Source organism: Dactylosporangium sp. McL0621 (assembly GCF_049995355.1).
Lineage (GTDB): Bacteria > Actinomycetota > Actinomycetes > Mycobacteriales > Micromonosporaceae > Dactylosporangium.
Genome location: NZ_CP188259.1, coordinates 4701521 through 4719475, shown reverse-complemented (window position 1 = coordinate 4719475; position 17955 = coordinate 4701521). Strand labels below are relative to the sequence as shown.

At 69.4% G+C, this 17955-nt stretch carries 21 protein-coding genes and 1 pseudogene; 14 read left to right on the top strand and 8 right to left on the bottom strand.

Features of this window, described 5'->3' with window-relative positions:
* The first annotated feature begins 30 nt into the window (after positions 1-30).
* The 6 genes from ACPPVO_RS22755 to ACPPVO_RS22730 all read left to right on the top strand — a co-directional run bounded on the left by ACPPVO_RS22755 (position 31) and on the right by ACPPVO_RS22730 (position 3947).
* Positions 31-783, top strand: a complete 753-nt coding sequence (locus ACPPVO_RS22755) for an alpha/beta fold hydrolase (RefSeq protein ID WP_426513193.1) — start codon at positions 31-33, stop codon at positions 781-783.
* A complete protein-coding gene (locus ACPPVO_RS22750) occupies positions 732-2174 on the top strand; it encodes an RHS repeat-associated core domain-containing protein (RefSeq protein WP_426513192.1) in 1443 nt (480 codons plus the stop codon). Before ACPPVO_RS22755 ends, ACPPVO_RS22750 begins: the two co-directional genes overlap by 52 nt.
* A gap of 70 nt (positions 2175-2244) precedes the next feature.
* Entirely contained in the window at positions 2245-2664 is a 420-nt protein-coding gene (locus ACPPVO_RS22745; RefSeq protein ID WP_426513191.1) for a PH domain-containing protein, read from the top strand.
* A gap of 67 nt (positions 2665-2731) precedes the next feature.
* Positions 2732-3052, top strand: coding sequence for a hypothetical protein (locus ACPPVO_RS22740; protein ID WP_426513190.1), 321 nt, complete (start codon positions 2732-2734; stop codon positions 3050-3052).
* Positions 3049-3510: a PH domain-containing protein gene (locus ACPPVO_RS22735; RefSeq protein WP_426513189.1), complete on the top strand. Its 462-nt coding sequence runs from the start codon at positions 3049-3051 to the stop codon at positions 3508-3510. The genes ACPPVO_RS22740 and ACPPVO_RS22735 overlap by 4 nt, the downstream gene beginning before the upstream one ends.
* Positions 3511-3587: 77 nt before the next feature.
* Positions 3588-3947 carry a PH domain-containing protein gene (locus tag ACPPVO_RS22730; RefSeq protein WP_426513188.1) on the top strand — a complete coding sequence of 120 codons (360 nt, stop codon included), beginning with the start codon at positions 3588-3590 and terminating at the stop codon, positions 3945-3947.
* Here the strand turns inward: ACPPVO_RS22730 and ACPPVO_RS22725 are convergent.
* Positions 3940-4368, bottom strand: coding sequence for a carbohydrate-binding protein (locus ACPPVO_RS22725; protein ID WP_426513187.1), 429 nt, complete (start codon positions 4366-4368; stop codon positions 3940-3942). The genes ACPPVO_RS22730 and ACPPVO_RS22725 overlap by 8 nt on opposite strands.
* Positions 4369-5140: 772 nt before the next feature.
* Here ACPPVO_RS22725 and ACPPVO_RS22720 point away from each other — a divergent pair.
* On the top strand, positions 5141-5572 hold the full coding sequence (locus ACPPVO_RS22720; protein ID WP_426513186.1) for a peptidoglycan-binding domain-containing protein: 432 nt from the start codon (positions 5141-5143) through the stop codon (positions 5570-5572).
* A 434-nt stretch (positions 5573-6006) separates the two neighbouring features.
* Positions 6007-6747 carry an alpha/beta fold hydrolase gene (locus ACPPVO_RS22715; RefSeq protein WP_426513185.1) on the top strand — a complete coding sequence of 247 codons (741 nt, stop codon included), beginning with the start codon at positions 6007-6009 and terminating at the stop codon, positions 6745-6747.
* A gap of 270 nt (positions 6748-7017) precedes the next feature.
* Here the strand turns inward: ACPPVO_RS22715 and ACPPVO_RS22710 are convergent, their stop codons facing one another.
* Positions 7018-7317 carry a hypothetical protein gene (locus ACPPVO_RS22710; RefSeq protein ID WP_426513184.1) on the bottom strand — a complete coding sequence of 100 codons (300 nt, stop codon included), beginning with the start codon at positions 7315-7317 and terminating at the stop codon, positions 7018-7020.
* Between the two features lie 56 nt (positions 7318-7373).
* Between ACPPVO_RS22710 and ACPPVO_RS22705 the strand changes: the two genes are divergently transcribed.
* Positions 7374-7613, top strand: a complete 240-nt coding sequence (locus ACPPVO_RS22705) for a hypothetical protein (RefSeq protein WP_426513183.1) — start codon at positions 7374-7376, stop codon at positions 7611-7613.
* On the opposite strand, the gene ACPPVO_RS22700 is transcribed toward ACPPVO_RS22705, so the two are convergent.
* From ACPPVO_RS22700 to ACPPVO_RS22685, 4 genes are all read right to left on the bottom strand, one after another.
* Entirely contained in the window at positions 7603-7761 is a 159-nt protein-coding gene (locus ACPPVO_RS22700) for a hypothetical protein (RefSeq protein ID WP_426513182.1), read from the bottom strand. The genes ACPPVO_RS22705 and ACPPVO_RS22700 overlap by 11 nt on opposite strands.
* 106 nt (positions 7762-7867) lie before the next feature.
* Positions 7868-8077 carry a hypothetical protein gene (locus ACPPVO_RS22695; RefSeq protein WP_426513181.1) on the bottom strand — a complete coding sequence of 70 codons (210 nt, stop codon included), beginning with the start codon at positions 8075-8077 and terminating at the stop codon, positions 7868-7870.
* Positions 8074-8379 carry a hypothetical protein gene (locus tag ACPPVO_RS22690; protein WP_426513180.1) on the bottom strand — a complete coding sequence of 102 codons (306 nt, stop codon included), beginning with the start codon at positions 8377-8379 and terminating at the stop codon, positions 8074-8076. The genes ACPPVO_RS22695 and ACPPVO_RS22690 overlap by 4 nt, the downstream gene beginning before the upstream one ends.
* A 108-nt stretch (positions 8380-8487) precedes the next feature.
* Positions 8488-9042: a sugar transferase gene (locus ACPPVO_RS22685; RefSeq protein WP_426513179.1), complete on the bottom strand. Its 555-nt coding sequence runs from the start codon at positions 9040-9042 to the stop codon at positions 8488-8490.
* A gap of 584 nt (positions 9043-9626) precedes the next feature.
* On the opposite strand from ACPPVO_RS22685, the gene ACPPVO_RS22680 reads away from it, so the two are divergent.
* Positions 9627-9977 carry a hypothetical protein gene (locus ACPPVO_RS22680; protein ID WP_426513178.1) on the top strand — a complete coding sequence of 117 codons (351 nt, stop codon included), beginning with the start codon at positions 9627-9629 and terminating at the stop codon, positions 9975-9977.
* Positions 9978-10065: 88 nt separating this feature from the next.
* Here the strand turns inward: ACPPVO_RS22680 and ACPPVO_RS22675 are convergent, their stop codons facing one another.
* Positions 10066-12825, bottom strand: coding sequence for a BTAD domain-containing putative transcriptional regulator (locus ACPPVO_RS22675; RefSeq protein WP_426513177.1), 2760 nt, complete (start codon positions 12823-12825; stop codon positions 10066-10068).
* 303 nt (positions 12826-13128) lie between these two features.
* Between ACPPVO_RS22675 and ACPPVO_RS22670 the strand changes: the two genes are divergently transcribed.
* The 4 genes from ACPPVO_RS22670 to ACPPVO_RS22655 all read left to right on the top strand — a co-directional run bounded on the left by ACPPVO_RS22670 (position 13129) and on the right by ACPPVO_RS22655 (position 17150).
* Positions 13129-13788, top strand: a complete 660-nt coding sequence (locus ACPPVO_RS22670; RefSeq protein ID WP_426513176.1) for a hypothetical protein — start codon at positions 13129-13131, stop codon at positions 13786-13788.
* A 200-nt stretch (positions 13789-13988) separates the two neighbouring features.
* Positions 13989-15764 (top strand): hypothetical protein, encoded by a 1776-nt coding sequence (locus tag ACPPVO_RS22665; protein ID WP_426513175.1) that lies wholly within the window; start codon positions 13989-13991, stop codon positions 15762-15764.
* A complete protein-coding gene (locus ACPPVO_RS22660; protein ID WP_426513174.1) occupies positions 15704-16912 on the top strand; it encodes a tetratricopeptide repeat protein in 1209 nt (402 codons plus the stop codon). The genes ACPPVO_RS22665 and ACPPVO_RS22660 overlap by 61 nt, the downstream gene beginning before the upstream one ends.
* Before the next feature lie 37 nt (positions 16913-16949).
* On the top strand, positions 16950-17150 hold the full coding sequence (locus ACPPVO_RS22655) for a hypothetical protein (RefSeq protein ID WP_426513173.1): 201 nt from the start codon (positions 16950-16952) through the stop codon (positions 17148-17150).
* A gap of 294 nt (positions 17151-17444) precedes the next feature.
* Here ACPPVO_RS22655 and ACPPVO_RS22650 read toward each other — a convergent pair.
* A pseudogene (locus ACPPVO_RS22650) lies at positions 17445-17933 on the bottom strand (IS6 family transposase); the annotation flags it as partial.
* Between the last annotated feature and the right edge of the window lie 22 nt (positions 17934-17955).

Genomic DNA, 17955 nt, shown 5'->3' with positions numbered 1-17955 from the left:
CGTTGTGTCCCATCCTTCCGAGGAGGCGTCATGGTCCCGACGGTGTTCGTCCACGGCATCCGGCTCAGCGGCAGCATGTGGGGGCCGGTCGCCGCCCTGATCCACGGCCGCACCGTCGCGCCGGATCTGCCCGGCCACGGGGCGCGGCACGCCGAGCCGTTCACCGTCGACGATGCCGTCAACACGATCGTCGCCGCCATCGACAGCGTCGGTGGCCACGCTGTGCTCGTCGGGCACTCGCTCGGCGGTTTCATGGCGATCGCCGCCGCCGGCCGACACCCGGACCGGGTCGCAGCCCTTGTCGCAGGCGGCTGTACCGTGCGGCCACAGGGCGCATTCCGTATCCCGTATCGCCTCATGGCCCGGCTCGCGGCGAGCCGTCCGGGTACCGCAGATCGGCTCACTGTAAGCGGCTTCCGCCGGGCGCTGCCGGCTCCGATCGCCGAGGCAATGGTCGCCGGAGGCGTGCGATGCGCGGTGATGCCTGAGGTGGTAGCAGCAGTGTCCACGTTGGACGTGATCGGGGAGCTTCGTCGCTATCCGGGACCGACGCTGCTGTTCAACGGTGCCCGTGACCCGTTCCGCGCGGACGAACGCAGGTTCTTGGCGGCAGCGGCCAACGCCCACCTCCTGCTCGTGCCACGCCGCGGCCATATCGGTGTGATGGCCGAAGCCGCCACGCTCGCCGGGCTGGTCACCACTGCCGCCGCATTGGCAATGCCGCCAGCGGATTGCGGCCGCGCCATCCGTCCACCGACATCCGACCTTGCCCCATCCAGATAGTCGACCACGCGCACACATCCGCCGCGATCCGGGCGGCCTCCTCGCTGTCCACGCAGGAGCTCGGGTACGACAACGCCGGGCGCCTCACGTCGGTCCAGGACATCGGGAGCGGTTCGTGCACGACCCGGGTGTACGGCTTCAACGCCGGGTACGACCGGATCTCGCTGGCCGCCTATGACCCTGGCACCGGCGGTGTGTGCCAGAGCACGATCGCCGCGACGACCGCCACGTGGTCGTACGACACCGCGGATCGCGTCACGAATGCCGGGTACACCTATGACGTCCTCGGCCGCACCGCCAACGTGCCGGCCGCGGACGGCGGCGGGTCCGGGGCGATCACCGCGGCCTACCACGTCAACGACCTGGTCCGCAGCATCACCCAGGGCAGCCGGACCACGACCTACACGCTGGACACCGAGCTCGACCGCATCCGCTCCTACAGCGACACCGACGGCAGCGTCGTCACCAACCACGTCCATCACTACAGCGGCGACGGCGACAGTCCGGTCTGGACCGACGAGTCCGCAGGCACGTGGACCCGGCCGGTGGCGGGCCTCGGCTCCCTGGCGGCGATGACGACGACGAACGGGACGACGGCCCTCGCGTGGCAACTCGTCGACCTGCACGGCGACGTGGTGGCGACCATCAACGACGGCGACGTGGGCCTGTCGTCGGCCGGCGGCTACACCGAATACGGCGTCGCCCGCAACGCGGCCGACCGCGGTGCGCGGCGCTACGGATGGCTGGGCGCCAACCAGCGGGCGGCGGACGCGCCGGGCGGCCTCGTGCTCATGGGCGTGCGCCTCTACAACCCGAACACCGGCCGGTTCCTCCAGGTCGACCCGGTTGCCGGCGGCGGATGCAACGCCTATGAATACGCCTGCGCCGATCCGGTCAACAAGTTCGACCTAGACGGACGGATCCCGCTGTGGCTGATTCAGCTGGGGCTCGACGGGATGAGCCAGATCCTGACCGGCCCGGTGGCCGCGGCGGCCTGCAGTCCGTTGATGCAGCCGATCTGCGGTGCGCTGATCGGGGCCGCCTCGGGAGCGCTGAGCTTCTACATCATCTACCGGTTGACCAAGGGCAAGAACCCGCCGTGGGGCCAGGTCGCCACCCACGCCCTGACGGCGGGCTTCCTGGGCGCACTCGGGTGCCTCGGCCGTGAGGTGCGGGAGGCCTGGGCGATACTCATCGGCCGGTTCTTCCGGAGGATGGTGGACTTCCTGGCGCCCCGGCTGGCGCGCCTCGGCTGGAGCTTTGCCGTCACCGTCATATCGATGATCGGCGGACTGATGGCCAACCACGGGCCGAAGAAGTCCAACAGCAGCCCGCGGCGCGCGGCCAAGATGCCGCCCGGCATCCGCGGTCACTCCCGGGACCGCGACTAGTACCGTCTGGGAGGCTGACGCGTCGGGCGCCGGCCTCCCGGCGGTCCATTGAGGAGCGATGGTGTCAACTGTGTACCGTGCGCGGCCGTACGTCTGGCTCGGGCCCCTGTTCGCCGGGGTCTCGCTGCTCGTGTTCGGCGTGCTGGCCGGCTACCCCGCTCGTGACCGCTGGGCCATCCTTGCCTTCGAGGGGCCCGTCTGTCTGCTCATCGTGCTCGGGTCGGTGCGGGTGCGGACGGTCGCGACGGACGAGGGGCTCTGGCTGCACCGCACCTTCTCCCGGCGCTTCGTGCCGTGGCGCGCCGTGGAGGAGATCGACACCAAACGCGCAAGCTGGGCCGGCAACGAGCTGATCACCGTGGCGGTTGAGGGCCGGGCGGTCACACTGCCCGGCCCCACGATCGGCGTGTTCGCCCGGCGGTACGGCCGGGCCGTGTTGGCGGAGGTGCGGAGGCTCTGCGAGCAGGGGCGGGGCCGGCCGGTCACGTGATGGTCAGGCTGTATCGTCGGCGGTCCATCGGCTGCTTTACCGGCATGCCACGGCAGTGAGGAGCAGCATGCGGCTCGCGGAGGGTTTGTTGTACCTGGCCTTGGTGAGCGTCGGTGGCGGCCTGTTCGGCTTCGCGGTGGTGTCGGTCGGGCTGCTGCGCCGGCCGACGGCGCAGCGGATGTGGGGCAGGCTCGGCACCCTGCCGAGAGGCCGTTTCGCGGCGTACTTCGGGTTGCTCGGCCTCGCGTGGGCCGGCGCCGTGTGGCTGCTGTGGTTCTTGCGGGGCGAGCGGTACACGGTGCCGCTCGCCGGGATCGCGGTCCTGCTCACCGTCGGCTGGGTCATTGGGATCCTGCGCAACCGGGGAGGAGCTGCGGGGGCCGCATGAGTCAGCGTGAGAGGCAGCGCGATGACGGACGATGCGGCCCCGCCCCCGGCCGCCGGGTGTACCGCTCCCGGCCGATGGTCTGGGTCGGCCCGCTCCTGGTCGGCGCGCTCTGGCTGGCGTTCGCCCCGACGGTCCGCCCGGCGTCGGCCCTGCTGGTGCTCGCGGCGGTGACCGCGCTGCCCTGCCTCGCGCTGCTGCTGATTTCGTGGCGGGCCCGGACGGTCATCGGCCCGGACGGGGTGCGGTTGTATCCCTGGGCGGGCCGCAGCCGGTTCATTGCGTGGTCCGAGGTCGAGGAGGTCGGCATCAGGCCGTACGGCCGGACTCAGGCCGCCGCGATCGTGCTGCGGGCAGGGGGCCGGGACACGGTGGTGCCGGCACCGACACCGAGCCGATACACGACCCGCTACGCCAACCAGGCCGTCGCCGACCTGACCGCGGCATGGCAGGCATCCTGAGCGTGCCCGGGTGACGACTGTACCGTGCGCGGCCGTACGTCTGGCTCGGGCCGCTGTTCGCCGGGGTCTCGCTCCTCGTGTTCGGCGTGCTGGCGGGCTACCCCGCCCGCGACCGCTGGGCCATTCTCGCCTTCGAGGGCCCCATCTGCCTGCTCATCGTGCTGGGGTCGGTGCGGGTGCGGACGGTCGCCACGCCCGAGGGGCTGTGGCTACACCGCACCTTCTCCCGGCGGTTCGTGCCGTGGCGCGCCGTGGAGGCGGTCGGCACCAGGCGCGCGAGCTGGGCCGGCAACCAGCTGATCACCGTTGCCGTCGGCGGCCGGACAGTGCCGCTGCCCGGCCCCACGATCGGCGTGTTCGCCCGGCGCTACGGCCGGTCCGTCCTGGCGGACGTGCGGCGGCGCCGGGAACAGGAGCGGGCCCGGCCGGTCACGTGACGGTCAGGCTGTCGATGTTCGCGCCGTTCGCACCGGTGGTGGTCGCTCGGACCAGGACCTGGCTGCCGGCCGGCAGTGCGGCGGCGAACGACGTGGTGGCCCAGGTGTGCCAGCTGCCCGTCGGGTTGAACGGCAGGGCGGCGTTGACCGTCGTGCCGTTGACCGTGACGGCCAGCGGCCGGCCGGTGGTCACCCCGTTGGCGTAGCGGAACGTCAGGGTCCGGGTGCCCGCGGCCGGCACGGGCACCGTCCACTGGACGAAGGCACCGGTGTTCTCGGTGAAGTCGACGTAGCCCGTGCCGGTGTAGTCCGGGTGGCGGGTGTCGATGACGGCGCCGCTGAGCGTGGCCCGCTCGGCCGGGTAGGCGGTGCCGCCCGTGACGGCCCTTATCATCGCCGCCGCGGCGCCGGAACTCGGCACCTACCTGCCGGTCCTGCACGCCACGCCGGACAGCCTCATCCAGGACTGGTCCGAGCCCGCCGCTGCGGCACCACACGGGCAGCGACCCACGCCGGCCACGACCGAAGCCGGCACAGCGCCGCCGACCCGAGCACCGTCGGCGAGAACGGTGATGACCCCGCGCGTGCGCGGACAACATTGCGCCGTCGGCAGGCGTGGTCCGCCATGCGAACGGATGCCCCCCGCGCGCGGGGAGGTGTGCCGGTACCCATCTCGCGTGTAGAAATCCCATGGATGTCGGCGCCCGCCTCCTGGGAAGACTTCCCCGACCTGATGCCGCTACGGCTGCAGCACGGCCAGAGTCATGTGACCGAGGTTCCCTACGACGAGCGCGGAACCTGATGTTCTCCGTCGACAGACGGCTATTCGATCTGGACGGGCACCTAGGTACACCAGGTCCCCGTCCAACGCCGTGTTCACGGCGACGTTCACCTCAACTCGATCCGGTCCCGGACGATCCGCGAAGTGCCCGCTGTGGCCGGACGCCCTCGACCATCACTACCCGTGGTTCATCTCGGATCCGACTGCCACGCTGCCGCTCGCGGCCGGTTCGGCGCAGCCGGACACGCCGACAACCGTCGATCTACTTTTCAGGTCGAAGTAGCTAGCTGCACCGTGATTCGGCGCGATGTCCGGCAGGGCGGCGCGCCGAAGTCCTTCATGTAACACTCTCGCTGCGTGATCCTACGATCGCGCACCAAGTCCGATATGGACTGAATCACGGGAGGAAAGCATGAAGAGAGTCATCGCGGCGGTGGCCGCGGCCGTCGCCTGCGCGGCGGTACTGGTGCCGGCGAGCCCAGCCGCCGCGGCCACGCCGACCTGCACCGGTTCGGTGCTGAAGGCGACTAAGGGCATCGATCCCTTCACCGGGGAGCAGCTGTACGCGAGCGTGCCCGCGTTCAGCGGCAACGTCGACTGCCACCTGCAATCCGGGGTCGCGAACCCGGCGGTCAAGGTGCTGCAGCGGGATCTGAACGACTGCTACCAAACTGGTCTGACCGTCGACGGGATCTACGGTCCGGCGACCAAGTCGAAGATCGTCAGCATTCAGAATGCGTGGGGCCTGACCGCCGACGGCATCTACGGTCCGGGGACCCGCAAAGTCATGTCCTGGGCCACTCGCAACGACTACAACCAGTTGCGCTGCTACCAGCTGCTCTGATCGCCTGACCCCGCGTCGGCGGCGGCGGTGGGCCGGTTTCTCCACCGGCTCGCCGTCGCCACACGTCATCGTCTCCTGACCTTCCGTCACGTCAAGGTCAGGACTTGATTGCGATCGTCTGCCCGCCTTCGTCCTCGCCTTACCCCTACCGCCAGCGCACACCCTGCACTGGTCAACCTGGCGACGAACATCCCAAGCCCGAGCCCGCCGATCCCACTACCGGCGAAGACTCGAACGCCCAGGCAGCCGGTCAGCCAAGTGACGTTGGAGCGCTAGCCCTGGTCTTTCGCTAGCTGTTGATCAAGCTGGTCTGGTCGTGGGTTGACCTTTTCCGGATAGCTCGGCTAGGCGTGGGCATGGTGCCGGCCCGGCTCTGGCCGGGCTGCTGTCCGTCCACTCTTTCCTGTCGTCGGTGTCACAGCGATGATGTGACCATGATGATGGTCGATCTCGGCGGCTATCGTGTTGCCGCACATGTCCAGCCCGGCAGCGACCCGACTGTCGTCTTTGTTGCCCAGATGGGTACCGCCGGCGCGACGTGGCGACCGGTCATCGACCTACTCACCACTACACCGGCCGTCGTCACCTATGACCGGCCTGGCATCGGAGCCAGCGACGCACGCCCCGAGCCGGGCAAACCGATTCCGTACAGCGCGCCCGCCGCCGAACTCGCCACGATGCTCGACGGCCTCGGCGTCACCGGCCCGCTCCTCCTCGCCGGGCACTCCGTCGGCAGCCTGTTCATCCGCATGTACGCCGCCAACCATCCAGACCGGATTGCCGGTGTCGTTCACGTCGACGGATCGATTCCGGCGCTGCGGTTGTGGCCCGGTGCCCCGGCGTCTGTCGACGGCGACCGTCCCGACTCGTCGCCTGTCGATTCCGTCGCCGGCGAGCGGGAGATGGCGGGTATCGAGACGCCGACGGTGCCGGGTGTCGTGCTGTGTAGAACGCCCGGGCGCTGGGCCGTCGCTCTGCCGGACCCGGCGATCGACGGGCGATGGCAGCAGGCTCAAGCGGATCTTGCCGAGCAGATCGGGGCAACGCTCGTCGTGGCCACCGACGCAGGACATCAGTTGCCGCGGGAGGCGCCGGCGCTTGTTGCGTGGGCGGTCGATGCCGTGGTGCGGGCAGCCCGCGACGGCCGCGACGTTGTAGACCCGCCGCCCTGCTAACAGCGTGAAGGCCAGCCGGCGCGATTCAGCTCGGCAGCCGGGCCAGGATCGCGTCGAGCTTCGCGTTGAGGCTTCCGTCGAGGGTCGCGACCTGCTCGCGGAGTTCCGCAACGGCGGTCTTGACCTCGGCAACGTCGGCCTGGACGAGGCTGATGCCGTAGGCGGTGGCACGCAGCCCGGCCTCAACCTGGGCGTCAAGCCGTTCCGCGGCCTACTGCTCCAGTCGGGCGACGCGCTCCTCGATCGTGGCCATGGCCCTGATGGTAGCCGTCAGCGGGGCACCATGTCGTCGGTGACTTCGAGCGGCGACGCGGCGGACACCCGCACGACCCGGTTGTCGTGCTTGTCCCACACTTCGACTTCGTACAGGTCGAGGTCCTTACGCGGGTCGACGCCGGCGCGGCGCACGGCGGCGATGAGCCACCAGAGCAGGATGCGGTCGGCTTCCAGGATTTGATCAAAGTCGACGCCGCGGGAGAAGCGTTGGATGCGGTCGACGTCGCGGTTGGCAGGACACGGCAACGCCGCGCGTGCTGTACGTCTGGCGGTGGATCGGTTCGCGAATCCCACTCGCGCAATTCGCTCCGCACCCTTGACCTGCGGAAACGCCGAGCGATCATGGCTGCATGGGTCTTGTGCTGCACGCGGGCGGATGGCGAGTCGAAGAAACCGTCGGCGACTTCGACGACACCGGCCGGCGGACCTGGTTCGAGGCTGTCGCCCCCGAGGGCGGCGTCCACTTCGTCACCGTCGGCCAGTTGCAGCAGCTCCTGCACCAGGCACGGCCTCGACATCGGCGACCTGCAAATGGTGCCGCCGGACCGGCTCAGCGAGTTCGACGACGGCTGCGAATGATCAAGGCTTGATGAGCGCCGGGACCACGTGCACGCCAACGTAGATTGCGATCCCGGACACCGGCGCGGCAGCCAGCAACAGCAGACACAGTCGCAGGGTTCGGCGGGTGTCGTCAACAACGCGGGCGATGAGCAGGACGATCGCGAGACGGAAATCCATGCCATACGCGCAGTGACGAGACACACAAGGAACCACAGAACTCGTCGACCTTGCTGACCTGCCGAAACAGCGCAGGGGCCGCCGCGCTCGTGCATCTTTCAGTCACTCACGATGCGCTCATCCGTCGCACGTCGTACGCGGAGAGGTCCGCGCGAACACGCAGGAATCGGGCTCGGTGCCGCCACTGGCCGGCGTCCTCGTCGAACGCCGCATCAACCTCGACCTCGACCACGACGGTCGGCTGCACCGCGATGCACTGCAGGGGCGCCGCTCCCCCAACTGGCCGGACCACGCCGGCGGCAGAGGCTGCGGTCACGGCGTCTGGACGTCGACGCCACGCCGCTGCGCCACATACCGCACCAGGGCCTGGCCGAGCTCGCGGCCGGCCTCCCCGATCGGCATCGTCTGCCCGACGTACCGGAGCCGACCCGCGGCGTCGTACCGGCCGAGGAGTAGCACCCCGGGTGCGGACAGGCTGCCGGTGACGCCGACGACGATCGCCTCGGCCGTCGACCTGGTCTTGACTTTGACCCAGCCGGGCCGGCCCGGCTCGTACCGCCCGTCCGGGTTCTTGGCGATGACGCCTTCGACTCCGGCCGCCTCCAGTCGGCAGCCCACCGGCGCGCCTCGTCCACGTCCGTGGTCTGCGGTCACAGTGGCAGCGGGCTCCGGCGCACTGGCGAGCAACGTCTCGAGCCGAACCCAGCGGGCGCGCAACGACCGAGGTTAGTACGCGCCGCTCCCCCGGACGACGGCCCATGCGGTGCGCAGCAAGATTCTTACATCTAGGACGAAGGTTGCGTTCTCTACGTAGTTGAGGTCGAGCCGCACCGACTCCTGCCAGGACAGCTCCGAGCGGCCGCTGACCTGCCACAGCCCGGTCATGCCCGGCTTGACCAGCAGCCGGCGGCGTACGTCCTCGTCATAGGCGGCGACCTCCGACATCAGCGGCGGGCGGGGGCCGACCATCGACATCGTGCCGTTGATGACGTTGAGCAGCTGCGGCAGCTCGTCCAGCGAGGTGCGGCGCAGGATCGAGCCGACCTTGGTCACGCGCGGGTCCCGCTTCATCTTGAACAGCAGGCCCTCGGTGTGCTGGTTGAGGTGCTCGATGTCCTGCCGCAGCTTGTCCGCATCCTTGACCATGGTGCGGAACTTGAAGCAGGTGAACTCCTTGCCGTTGATCCCCGCACGGCGCTGGCGTAAGAGAGCGGGGCCAGGGCTCTCGGTGGCGATAAGCACACTGACGACAACCATGAACGGCCCTGCGATGAACAGCAACGCCGCAGCTACACAGCGGTCGAAGACCGGCTTCAGGTATGTCCACACAACCGACTTGGGGCGCGGGGGCTTCCGCACCTACTTGCCGACCTTGAGCAGCGCGCAGCTTCGGCGGTCGGGAAGGTTGAACAGCTGGGAGCGACCCTCGATGCTGCCGCTACTACTCAGTTGCGCCGACTCGTCGAAGCGCTGCCGACGTCGCTCGCCACCGAACAGGCGGCAACACAAGACTCCCGGCCGCCGGTCAGGACGTGGCGGCAGTCCTGGGAAGCCCTGCAAGCGGCCGTCTGGACACTGACTCCCCCAGCGGGAGCCGAGCGTAGTGGCGCAGCAGATCGTATCCACCGCGAGTTCAACGCACTCGCGGAACTGTGCGCCGCCGCCATCTCAACGCTCGACGAAGACTGGCCGGCCTACACAGCGCCGGCGATGTTGCTGTGGGGTAATGCCGGCAGCGGCAAGACTCACCTGCTGTGCGACACCGCACGGCTCGCCCTCGACCGCGGTCAGCCAGCGGTGCTGGTGCTCGGCCAACAGCTCGGCGTCGGCAACCCATGGGCCGAAGGTATGAAAGCATCACGACCGTGTTTCTGCTCGTCGGCCTATTCGTGGGGAGCACGCCCGCGTTCGCCGGGAGCTTCACGAACAACTACGACGGTCAGGACTCGTACATTGGCAGCGGCTCGACCACGCTGAACTACTCCAACGGTCACGCCGCGTTCAACGAGAACATCTGGACCGACGCTGGAACGAACGTGGGCTCGCGGCCGAACTGGCCGTACACGATCCGCATGTACGACGTGTCCGGCACGCAGGTGTGGAGCGCCTCGAACCAGACATCCCGCACGTACTACACCGGCAGCAACGCCACGAAGATCGTGATCGTGCCCAATAGCGGCTACGTCGGAGTGGCCGTTAACTGGCACAGGGCGTAAGACCGCCCGGCCAGCGGCTGGCAGATCAACACGTCCCGGCGTCGACCGCGTTTCATTCAGTTTCGTCGACTCGGCGTCCGGGCGGACGTTACGGTGCCCCGTGGTGAGGTGGTTCATCGGCAAGGCGGTCGTGGAGCCGGGTGTGGCGGAACTGGTATTGGGCACCAGTCTGGCGCAGTACGCCGCGGCGGTGGGCGTCCTGGAGGAACCGGTTCAACTGCAGGGGTGTCTGCCCGTGGAGGGCCAGCCAAGCTCGACTGAGCTGGTAGACGCCCCACGACCTGGACAGTGCCGCAGTCAGTCCGATGGCCAGTCCGAAGATCGCCCCTGCCGTGAGGCCGAGGCTCAAGGGGATGTGGTGGGCCATCGCTTGACCGCCGACGACAAAGCCGGCAAGCCCATATCCCACGGCGCCGACGTACCGGAATGCGAACCAGCCGAACAACGCTGACACGAGTCCGGCTGGCAACGCTCGGGCGAGGTGAAAGGGATCCGCGACCGCGCCGAGGTGGGAGTGCGGCTGGCTGACGGAGATCGCGAACGCGTAGAACAGCCCGATCGGCACGGCCACCGACAGCGCGAAAGCGAGCGTTGCGACACGGTCCTGCGCGTAGGTCGTCGCCGGACTGGACGCGCGGTTCGCCTCTGTCGGCACCTCTAGCCAGACGTGCAGTCCCATACCGAACCCGAAGGCCGACGCGAGTATGACCACCGGCCCGGTCTGAAGTGACCAGACCAGCCCGATCACGACGCTGATGGCCACCCCGATCACGAACCGGCTGAGGAACGGCAGCGCAGTGCCCCGGAAACGAACCTCGACTCGCGACGGTCCTGAGCGCGCTCCCCAGCCCTGGGCGGCGCAACCGCCCACTGCGGTGGACAGCCCGTAGACCCAGGCCGCGGAGGGCCCCCTGGCCACGAGGCCGGCGAACGCGAACAGTGCTGCTGTCGGCAGGCTGAAAACAAGTCCTCTCACGGGCCGAGGTATTGCGCGGACCAGGTGCCACCAGGCGAAGTCGCGGGTCTGCAGGTGCCGTAGGTGGCGAGCAAGGAACGTCAGCCATCGTCGGGCCTGATCTGGACCGTGGCTTCGGACCGTCTCGGGGGACAATCCCGGTGGTTGGGGACGTTGGGCGTACACGGCGGGGAGGAACGCGTCGAGTAGATGGCGCTCGATCGTAGCTCGATCGGTGAACCGTTGCGGATCAAGGAGTTCTGTCGGGTCGCTCGCGGAGTCGTGGTAGGTCGTCCGGGCGAGGTCGACCATCAGCGGGGTCGTCAGCGCCCGCGCGAGCGGACCGTCGCGGTGGCCGCGCAGGTGATCGATGACGGGTTGCCAGCGGGTGTCGCCGGGGTGGTGGCGGGCGGTGAGGAAGCTGATGGCGTCGTCGAGTTCGACGGGTTCGATCTCCACCACCGCGGCGCTGGCGAGGATGCCGCCGCGGTGGACTGCGTTCTCGTATTCGTCGGCACGGCAGGTCACCACGAGTGGACGGCCGCCCGCTATCGCCCGGTCGAGGGCATCGATCGCGGCGGCGTGCAGCGCGGGTGGTGTCTCGTCGAGGCCGTCGAGGATCGGCAGTACCCGGCCCTCGGTCACCAGCCGGGTCGCCGCGCTCGGCCCGTACGCGGCCGTGTTGCCGAGGCCCGGGTAGTCCTCCAGCAACCGGTACGCCAGCCAGGTGTGCACGTGCTCACGGTGCGGGTTCCACGACGACAGGGACAGCAGCACCGGTACCGGATCGTGCGGCGCCCGGTCCGCCGACAACCCGAGGGTCAGCAGGATCGCCAGTACCGTCTTGCCCGCTCCCGGCTCGCCGAGGACGACCAGTTGGGGCACCGTCAATGTCGTGAACTTCGCGGCCACGTCGCTGATGTCGCCACTCGGGATCCGTTGCGGTGCCGCGACGGCGACCGGTCGGCCGGTGGCCGCCCACCGCACCTGTAGCGGTGCCGGTCGCCGTACCGACCGCGTCTCTGCTTCGGCCGTCCACTGGACGGTGACCGCCGTGGCCAGGTCCCCCGCCGCCCGGTCGAGCCCCACGGCCGACGACGCGGACGCGACGGTGGCGGGCTCGGCGGCCGGCGGCACGGCCACCAGAGGCTCGGGTGCCGCGAGCACCGGATCGGCCGTCAGCACCTGGTGGTGCAGCCGCCGCAGCTCAGGCCCCGGGTCGACGCCTAGCTCCTCGGCCAGCCGGCGGCGTACCGTCTCGAAGTGGCGCAGCGCCTCGGCCTGCCGACCGCAACGGTACGCGGCCAGCATCAGCTGACCGATCAGGCGCTCGTCGTACGGCTGCCGCTCACCCAGGTCGGTCAACTCGGCCAGCAGCTCCGCGTGCCGGCCCCGGGCCAGCTCCACCTCGTTGCGGTCGATCACCGCGGCCAGCCAGCGCTGGTGCAGCGTGTCCCGCATCTGATCCAGCCATGGGCTGCTGAGGTCCTCGTACGGGTCGCCCCGCCACAGCTGCAGCGCGGCGGTCCACGTCGCGGCCGCCTGGCCGGTGTCCTCGGTGGTACGAGCCTGCTCCACGAGCCGATCGAAGCGGTGCAGGTCCACGGCGTCCGGATCGACCTCCAGCAGGTACCCACCTGAGCTGCGGGTCAGCCGTACCTTCCCGCCGTCGGCGGCCATCCGGTCCAGGACGGCCCTGATGCGGGTCAGGTAACTGTATAGGGCGCTGCGGGCCGAGGCCGGCGGCTGCTCGCCCCACACGCGCTCGACCAGGCTGCCGGCCGAGACGACCCGGTCGGCCTCGGTCAGCAACACCGCCGCGACCGAGCGCTGCCGCCGCTCGCCCAACCCGACCCGCTGACCGCCGCTCCACGCCTCAACCGGTCCCAGCAACCGAAACTCCACCCGCGCCTCCACGACCGAAAGTCCGCCGAGCATCGGCCGGACGCGTACAGCTTCATCGATGCTCGCGATCGGTGCTGTCACTGGTCACCGACTTAACACAAGGTTTTCCTTGGACTTCCTCAACACCGGGCCCAGACGATCAATGCCGTCAGGAGGGTCACGCGGCGGCGCACGCCGCCGTCGTGATGCCCGCAACGGGGCCAAGGTGTCGGCAACGGGTCCGAGCCCCGCGAAGAACCCTCGGCCTTGAGGGACGCGGCGACGGCGCCGGCACATACGCCCGCACCTTCAGTGAAAGGACTCATGGATATGCAAGTAAGGCGACTCGCCGGCCTCCGGCGGCTGCTGATCGTGCCGCTCGCCCTGGCGACGGTGGGGGCCCTCGGCCTGTTCGCGCCGTCCGCCTTCGCCGACGACCCGGCTGATCCCGCCGTGGCGGCCGCCCTGGCCAGGATCAATGACGGCACCTATACGCAGGACGACATCGATCTGATCAAGACGGATCCGGTGCTGGCCGACGAGGTCCCCGACCCCTCGACGAATCTGTCCGCCACGGATGTGTTGGCCGAGGACACCGGCCCGCTCATCACCATCGATTCCACATCGTGCTGGTACGTCACGGTCACCGTCCGGCGGCGTAGCCTTCTCGGCCACACACTGTACAAGTGGCATCACTACGTCGAGTGGTGTGGAACGAGCTCCGGCAAGAAAGTCACCAAGTGGCGGCAGCGTAGCGACTACGTGAGCGACGCGTCGAGCGTCGTCTACGTCCGCGAACTGACCGCGGAATCGCACAGCTCCACGCCGATCTACAACGTCGCGACCTCGTTCCGCGAACGGCACATCGAGTACTGCGTCGCCAAGTACGGCTGCTACACGAGCCACTACCCGCACAGCAAGATCTGGGTCTACTGGTGGGGCGGCTACACCTACACCGCATCCAACGCGTAGACGTCCGACCGGGGCGTCCCCAGAGCCTCGGCACTGTACCAGTTTGAGGTAGTTCGCCCAATTGAACGAGAGCGCGGCGTATGCCGGGTCCGTCGAGCGGCTCGGGGCACTGACCATCCTCGGCGGCATACACCGACTCGGCACGGCCGTTACCTGTCAGGCTGATGCCACGCCACGGCCTAGGGCCGTAAGGTGTGGGCGTGACGGCCGTTGCCGAAGTCGAGCGCGCGCTCGCGGCGGCGCACGCGCGTTTGGCCGAGGCGGTGGCTGCGATGTGCGGCGGCCATGAGCGGTACCTCGGCGACTTCGAGTCCGTCTATCGACGCCGGCTGCTCGAGCTCCACCGCGACGGCGCCAGCCGACTCGTCCCGACCGACGTCACGTTCGCCGGCCTGGTGACCGGCCTGTCCGCCGACCACCCGTGGGCGTTCGCCAGCTACGACGACAACGTGTGGCGCGGCTACGCCCCGGACGGCGCCGCCGGCGTGCCCACTGACCTACGTATCGGCAGCCTCGCGCTGCCCGGCGTGCTCGGGCTGCCCGACGTGCCCGCGCTGGTGCCCCTGGTGGGATCCGGGCACGTCGTCATCTCGGCCGGTCCCGGCGCCCAGGACCTGGCCCGTTCAGTGCTGGAGTCCTTACTCGTGCGGCTCGTGACGGCGACCGCACCCGGTTCCGTCCGTCTTGCCCTCGCAGACCCGCACGGCAACGGGCGGTACCTGGCTGCGTTCCTCCGCCTGCCGGCGCCGCTGCGGTTCGGCGACCGGGTGGCGGCGGACCACGCGGACGTGGATGTGCTGCTGCAGGGCCTGGCCGAGCCGATGACCGCAGCCGACGCGCTGGTCCGGTGCCTGGCCGCGCTCGGGATACCCAACGCCGAGATCCCGGTGGACCTGGACGACTGTGCGTCGCGGTACCGCACCGAGATCGCCGGCCGCCGCATGCTGATCGTGCTGGACAACGCCTCGTCCGTCGAGCAGGTGCGGCCGCTGCTGCCCGGCACCGGCTCCTGCGCGGTACTGGTCACCAGCCGTGATAGCCTCGCCGGCCTCGTCGCCGTGCATGGCGCCCGCCGGCTCGACCTGGAGCTGCTGCCGCACTCCGACGCGATCGCCCTACTCCGGTGCCTGATCGGGGCTCGTGTCGACGCGGCCCCGTCGGCGGCCGCCGTACTCGCGGACCAGTGCGTCCGGCTGCCGCTCGCCCTACGCATCGCCGCCGAACTCGCCGTCTCGCACTCCGCCACACCACTGGCCGACCTTGTCGCCGAGCTGGCGGACCGGCAGCAGCGCCTGGACCTGTTGGACGCCGGCGGCGACCCGCGCGCTGCGGTGGCTGCGGTCTTCTCCTGGTCGTTCCAGCATCTGCCGCCAGCAGCGGCCCGCGCCTTCCCGCTGCTGGGCCTGCATCCCGGCCCTGACCTCGATGTCTACGCAGCGGCCGCCCTCGCCGACACGACCCTGGCGCAGGCACGCCGTATCCTCGGCGTGCTGGCCCGTGCCAACCTCGTGCGTACCACCAACGCCGGCCGGTACGGCATGCACGACCTGTTGCGCGCCTACGCCACCAGCCTGGCCACCGGGGACGCCGCCGACGACGAGCCGCAGAGGTCGCTCGGCCGACTGTTCGACTACTACCTCGCCACGGCGGCGTCCGCGATGGACGTGCTCAACCCCGCCGAAACGCGTCGCCGCCCCCGAATTCCACCGCCCGCTACGCCCACCCCCGAGTTCGCCGATTCGGACATGGCCCGCAAGTGGCTGGACGGCGAGCGGTTCACCCTCGCCTCGGTCACGGCCTACACCGCTGCCCACGGGTGGCCGGACCATACCGTACGGCTGTCCAACACCCTGTTCCGCTATCTCGACAACGGCTACTACACCGATGCGCTAGTCATCCACCGCACGCCAACGGCGTGGCGGAGCGCAACGGCGATCACGTCGCGCAGGCCCAGGCGCTGCTCAATCTCGGCGTGACGGAGGCACGGCTGGCTCGCTATGCAGCGGCGGCCGACCACTTCAGACGATCGATACTGCTGCACCGTCAGGCCGGCGATCTGATCGGAGAGGGCCGGGCGTTGAGCAATCTCGGCAGTGTCGAGCAACGGCTTGGTCGCTACCAGGTGGCCGTCGAGCACAACGAACAGGCTCTGGCGCTGTTCCGAAAAGCCGGCGACGTGATCGGCGAAGCTCGCGCGCTCGACAACCTGGGCTTCACCGAACGACTGCTGGGCCGCTACGAGGAAGCCAGCGCGTACCACGGCCGTGCCTTGGCGCTGTTTCGCGAGGTCGGCGACGTGATCGGCGAAGCCGCCTCACGGGACAACCTCGGCACCGCGCAGCAGCTCCTAGGCCGCTACGAAGCCGCCGAGGAACAGTTCAGTCACACACTTGCGCTGTATCGCGGACTGAACAACCCCCGCGGCCAGGCATGGGCAAAGCACAGCCTCGGCGATCTCCATACCCGCCTGGGCCGGGCCGATGAGGCCGCCGAGCATCACCGGCAGGCCCTGGCCCTCTTCCGTGAGATCGGTGAACGGGACGGCGAGGTGTGGGCGCTCAACGGCCTCGGGCTCGGCACCGCGCAGCAGCTCCTAGGCCGCTACGAAGCCGCCGAGGAACAGTTCAGTCACACACTTGCGCTGTATCGCGGACTGAACAACCCCCGCGGCCAGGCATGGGCAAAGCACAGCCTCGGCGATCTCCATACCCGCCTGGGCCGGGCCGATGAGGCCGCCGAGCATCACCGGCAGGCCCTGGCCCTCTTCCGTGAGATCGGTGAACGGGACGGCGAGGTGTGGGCGCTCAACGGCCTCGGGGAGGCCGTCCACAACGCCGGCCGACCGTCCGAGGCCCTCGTTCACCACCGCAACGCCCTGTCCATCTCGACCGAGACCGGCGCGCGGGACCAGCAGGCCCGAGCCCACCGCGGTCTCGCCCGCGCCCACCACACACTCATCGACACCACCCGTGCACAGGAACACTTTGCAGCGGCTCTCGCCCTCTACACCGATCTCGACATGCCCGAAGCAGACAACGTACGCACAGATCTCGCCGCCCTGGCAGCGCGTAGCCCCTTGACGCGTCCGTCCGGAGCAGCTCCGCTGCGTCGTCCGGTCGCATGACCGCGATCTTGCCGCTGCCGCGATCGACCACGAGCCAGTGCTGCGCGCCGCCGCCGCGATCGCCGATGTCGTATGGCGCGATCAGCCGCTGGGTCATGGCGTGGTCCCGGAACAGCTGCCAGCCGTACGGTTCGGCGTCGACCGCATCAACACCGTCGGTGGCTCTCCCCACCCGTCCGTCCTGATACAAGGCGACGAATTGCGCATCGCCCGGATAGTCCAGAGTCCGCAGCAGTGAAGGCGGCGTGCGCATCGGCAGCTCGATGCCCTCCCCAGGCGGTGGCGTCTCCGGCCAGGACGCCGCCACTACGATCCCGCCGTTGCAGGTCACCGCAGCACCGATCAGATTCGGCGCGTTGCAGGCAGGCTTCGGGGCACGATGCCTCCACCCGCCCCACAAGCGCAGCCCCTTGCCGGTTGCGCCGAGCCCGGTCACTAACATGTAGGTTCTCGGCGAAGTTGGCGGCGCTCAGAGTGGCACTGTTGCATTTGCCGATCGGAGGGCGCGTTCGAGCGAGTGCCGGCCCGGTCTTCAGATGGCGGTGGCGAGTTCGGTGAATGCCGCGGCGACGCGGAGTCCGCGCGGGGCGTCGTGTCCGAGTTCGTAGTGTCCGCGGCGGAGGTTCTGCATGAAGGCGTGCCCGGCGATGATCGTCTGTGCTGTCCGGTCGGTCCGTAAACCGCGCATCGGTCTGAGCCGGTGCTTGAGCTGACTATGGTCGGCCTCGACCCGGTTGTTGGCATGCCGTTCGACGTGATGCCAGGCCCACGGGACCAGTTCATCGAGGACGGCCGGGTACATCGGCGCCGCGTCGGTGACGACTTCGGTGGGTCGCACCTTCAGGGTGTCCATCGCCCGGCGGAAGAACCGGCGTGCCGTGGCGGGGTCGCGGCGGGCGGAGACGAGCACGTCGATGACCTGCCCGTCCTGTTCGACGGCCCGGTAGACGTACCGCCAGACACCGTTGACCTTCACACAGGTCTCGTCCGTGAACCACCTGTCACCGGGTGCATGCCGGCAGAACAGCGAAGATTATTGTGGT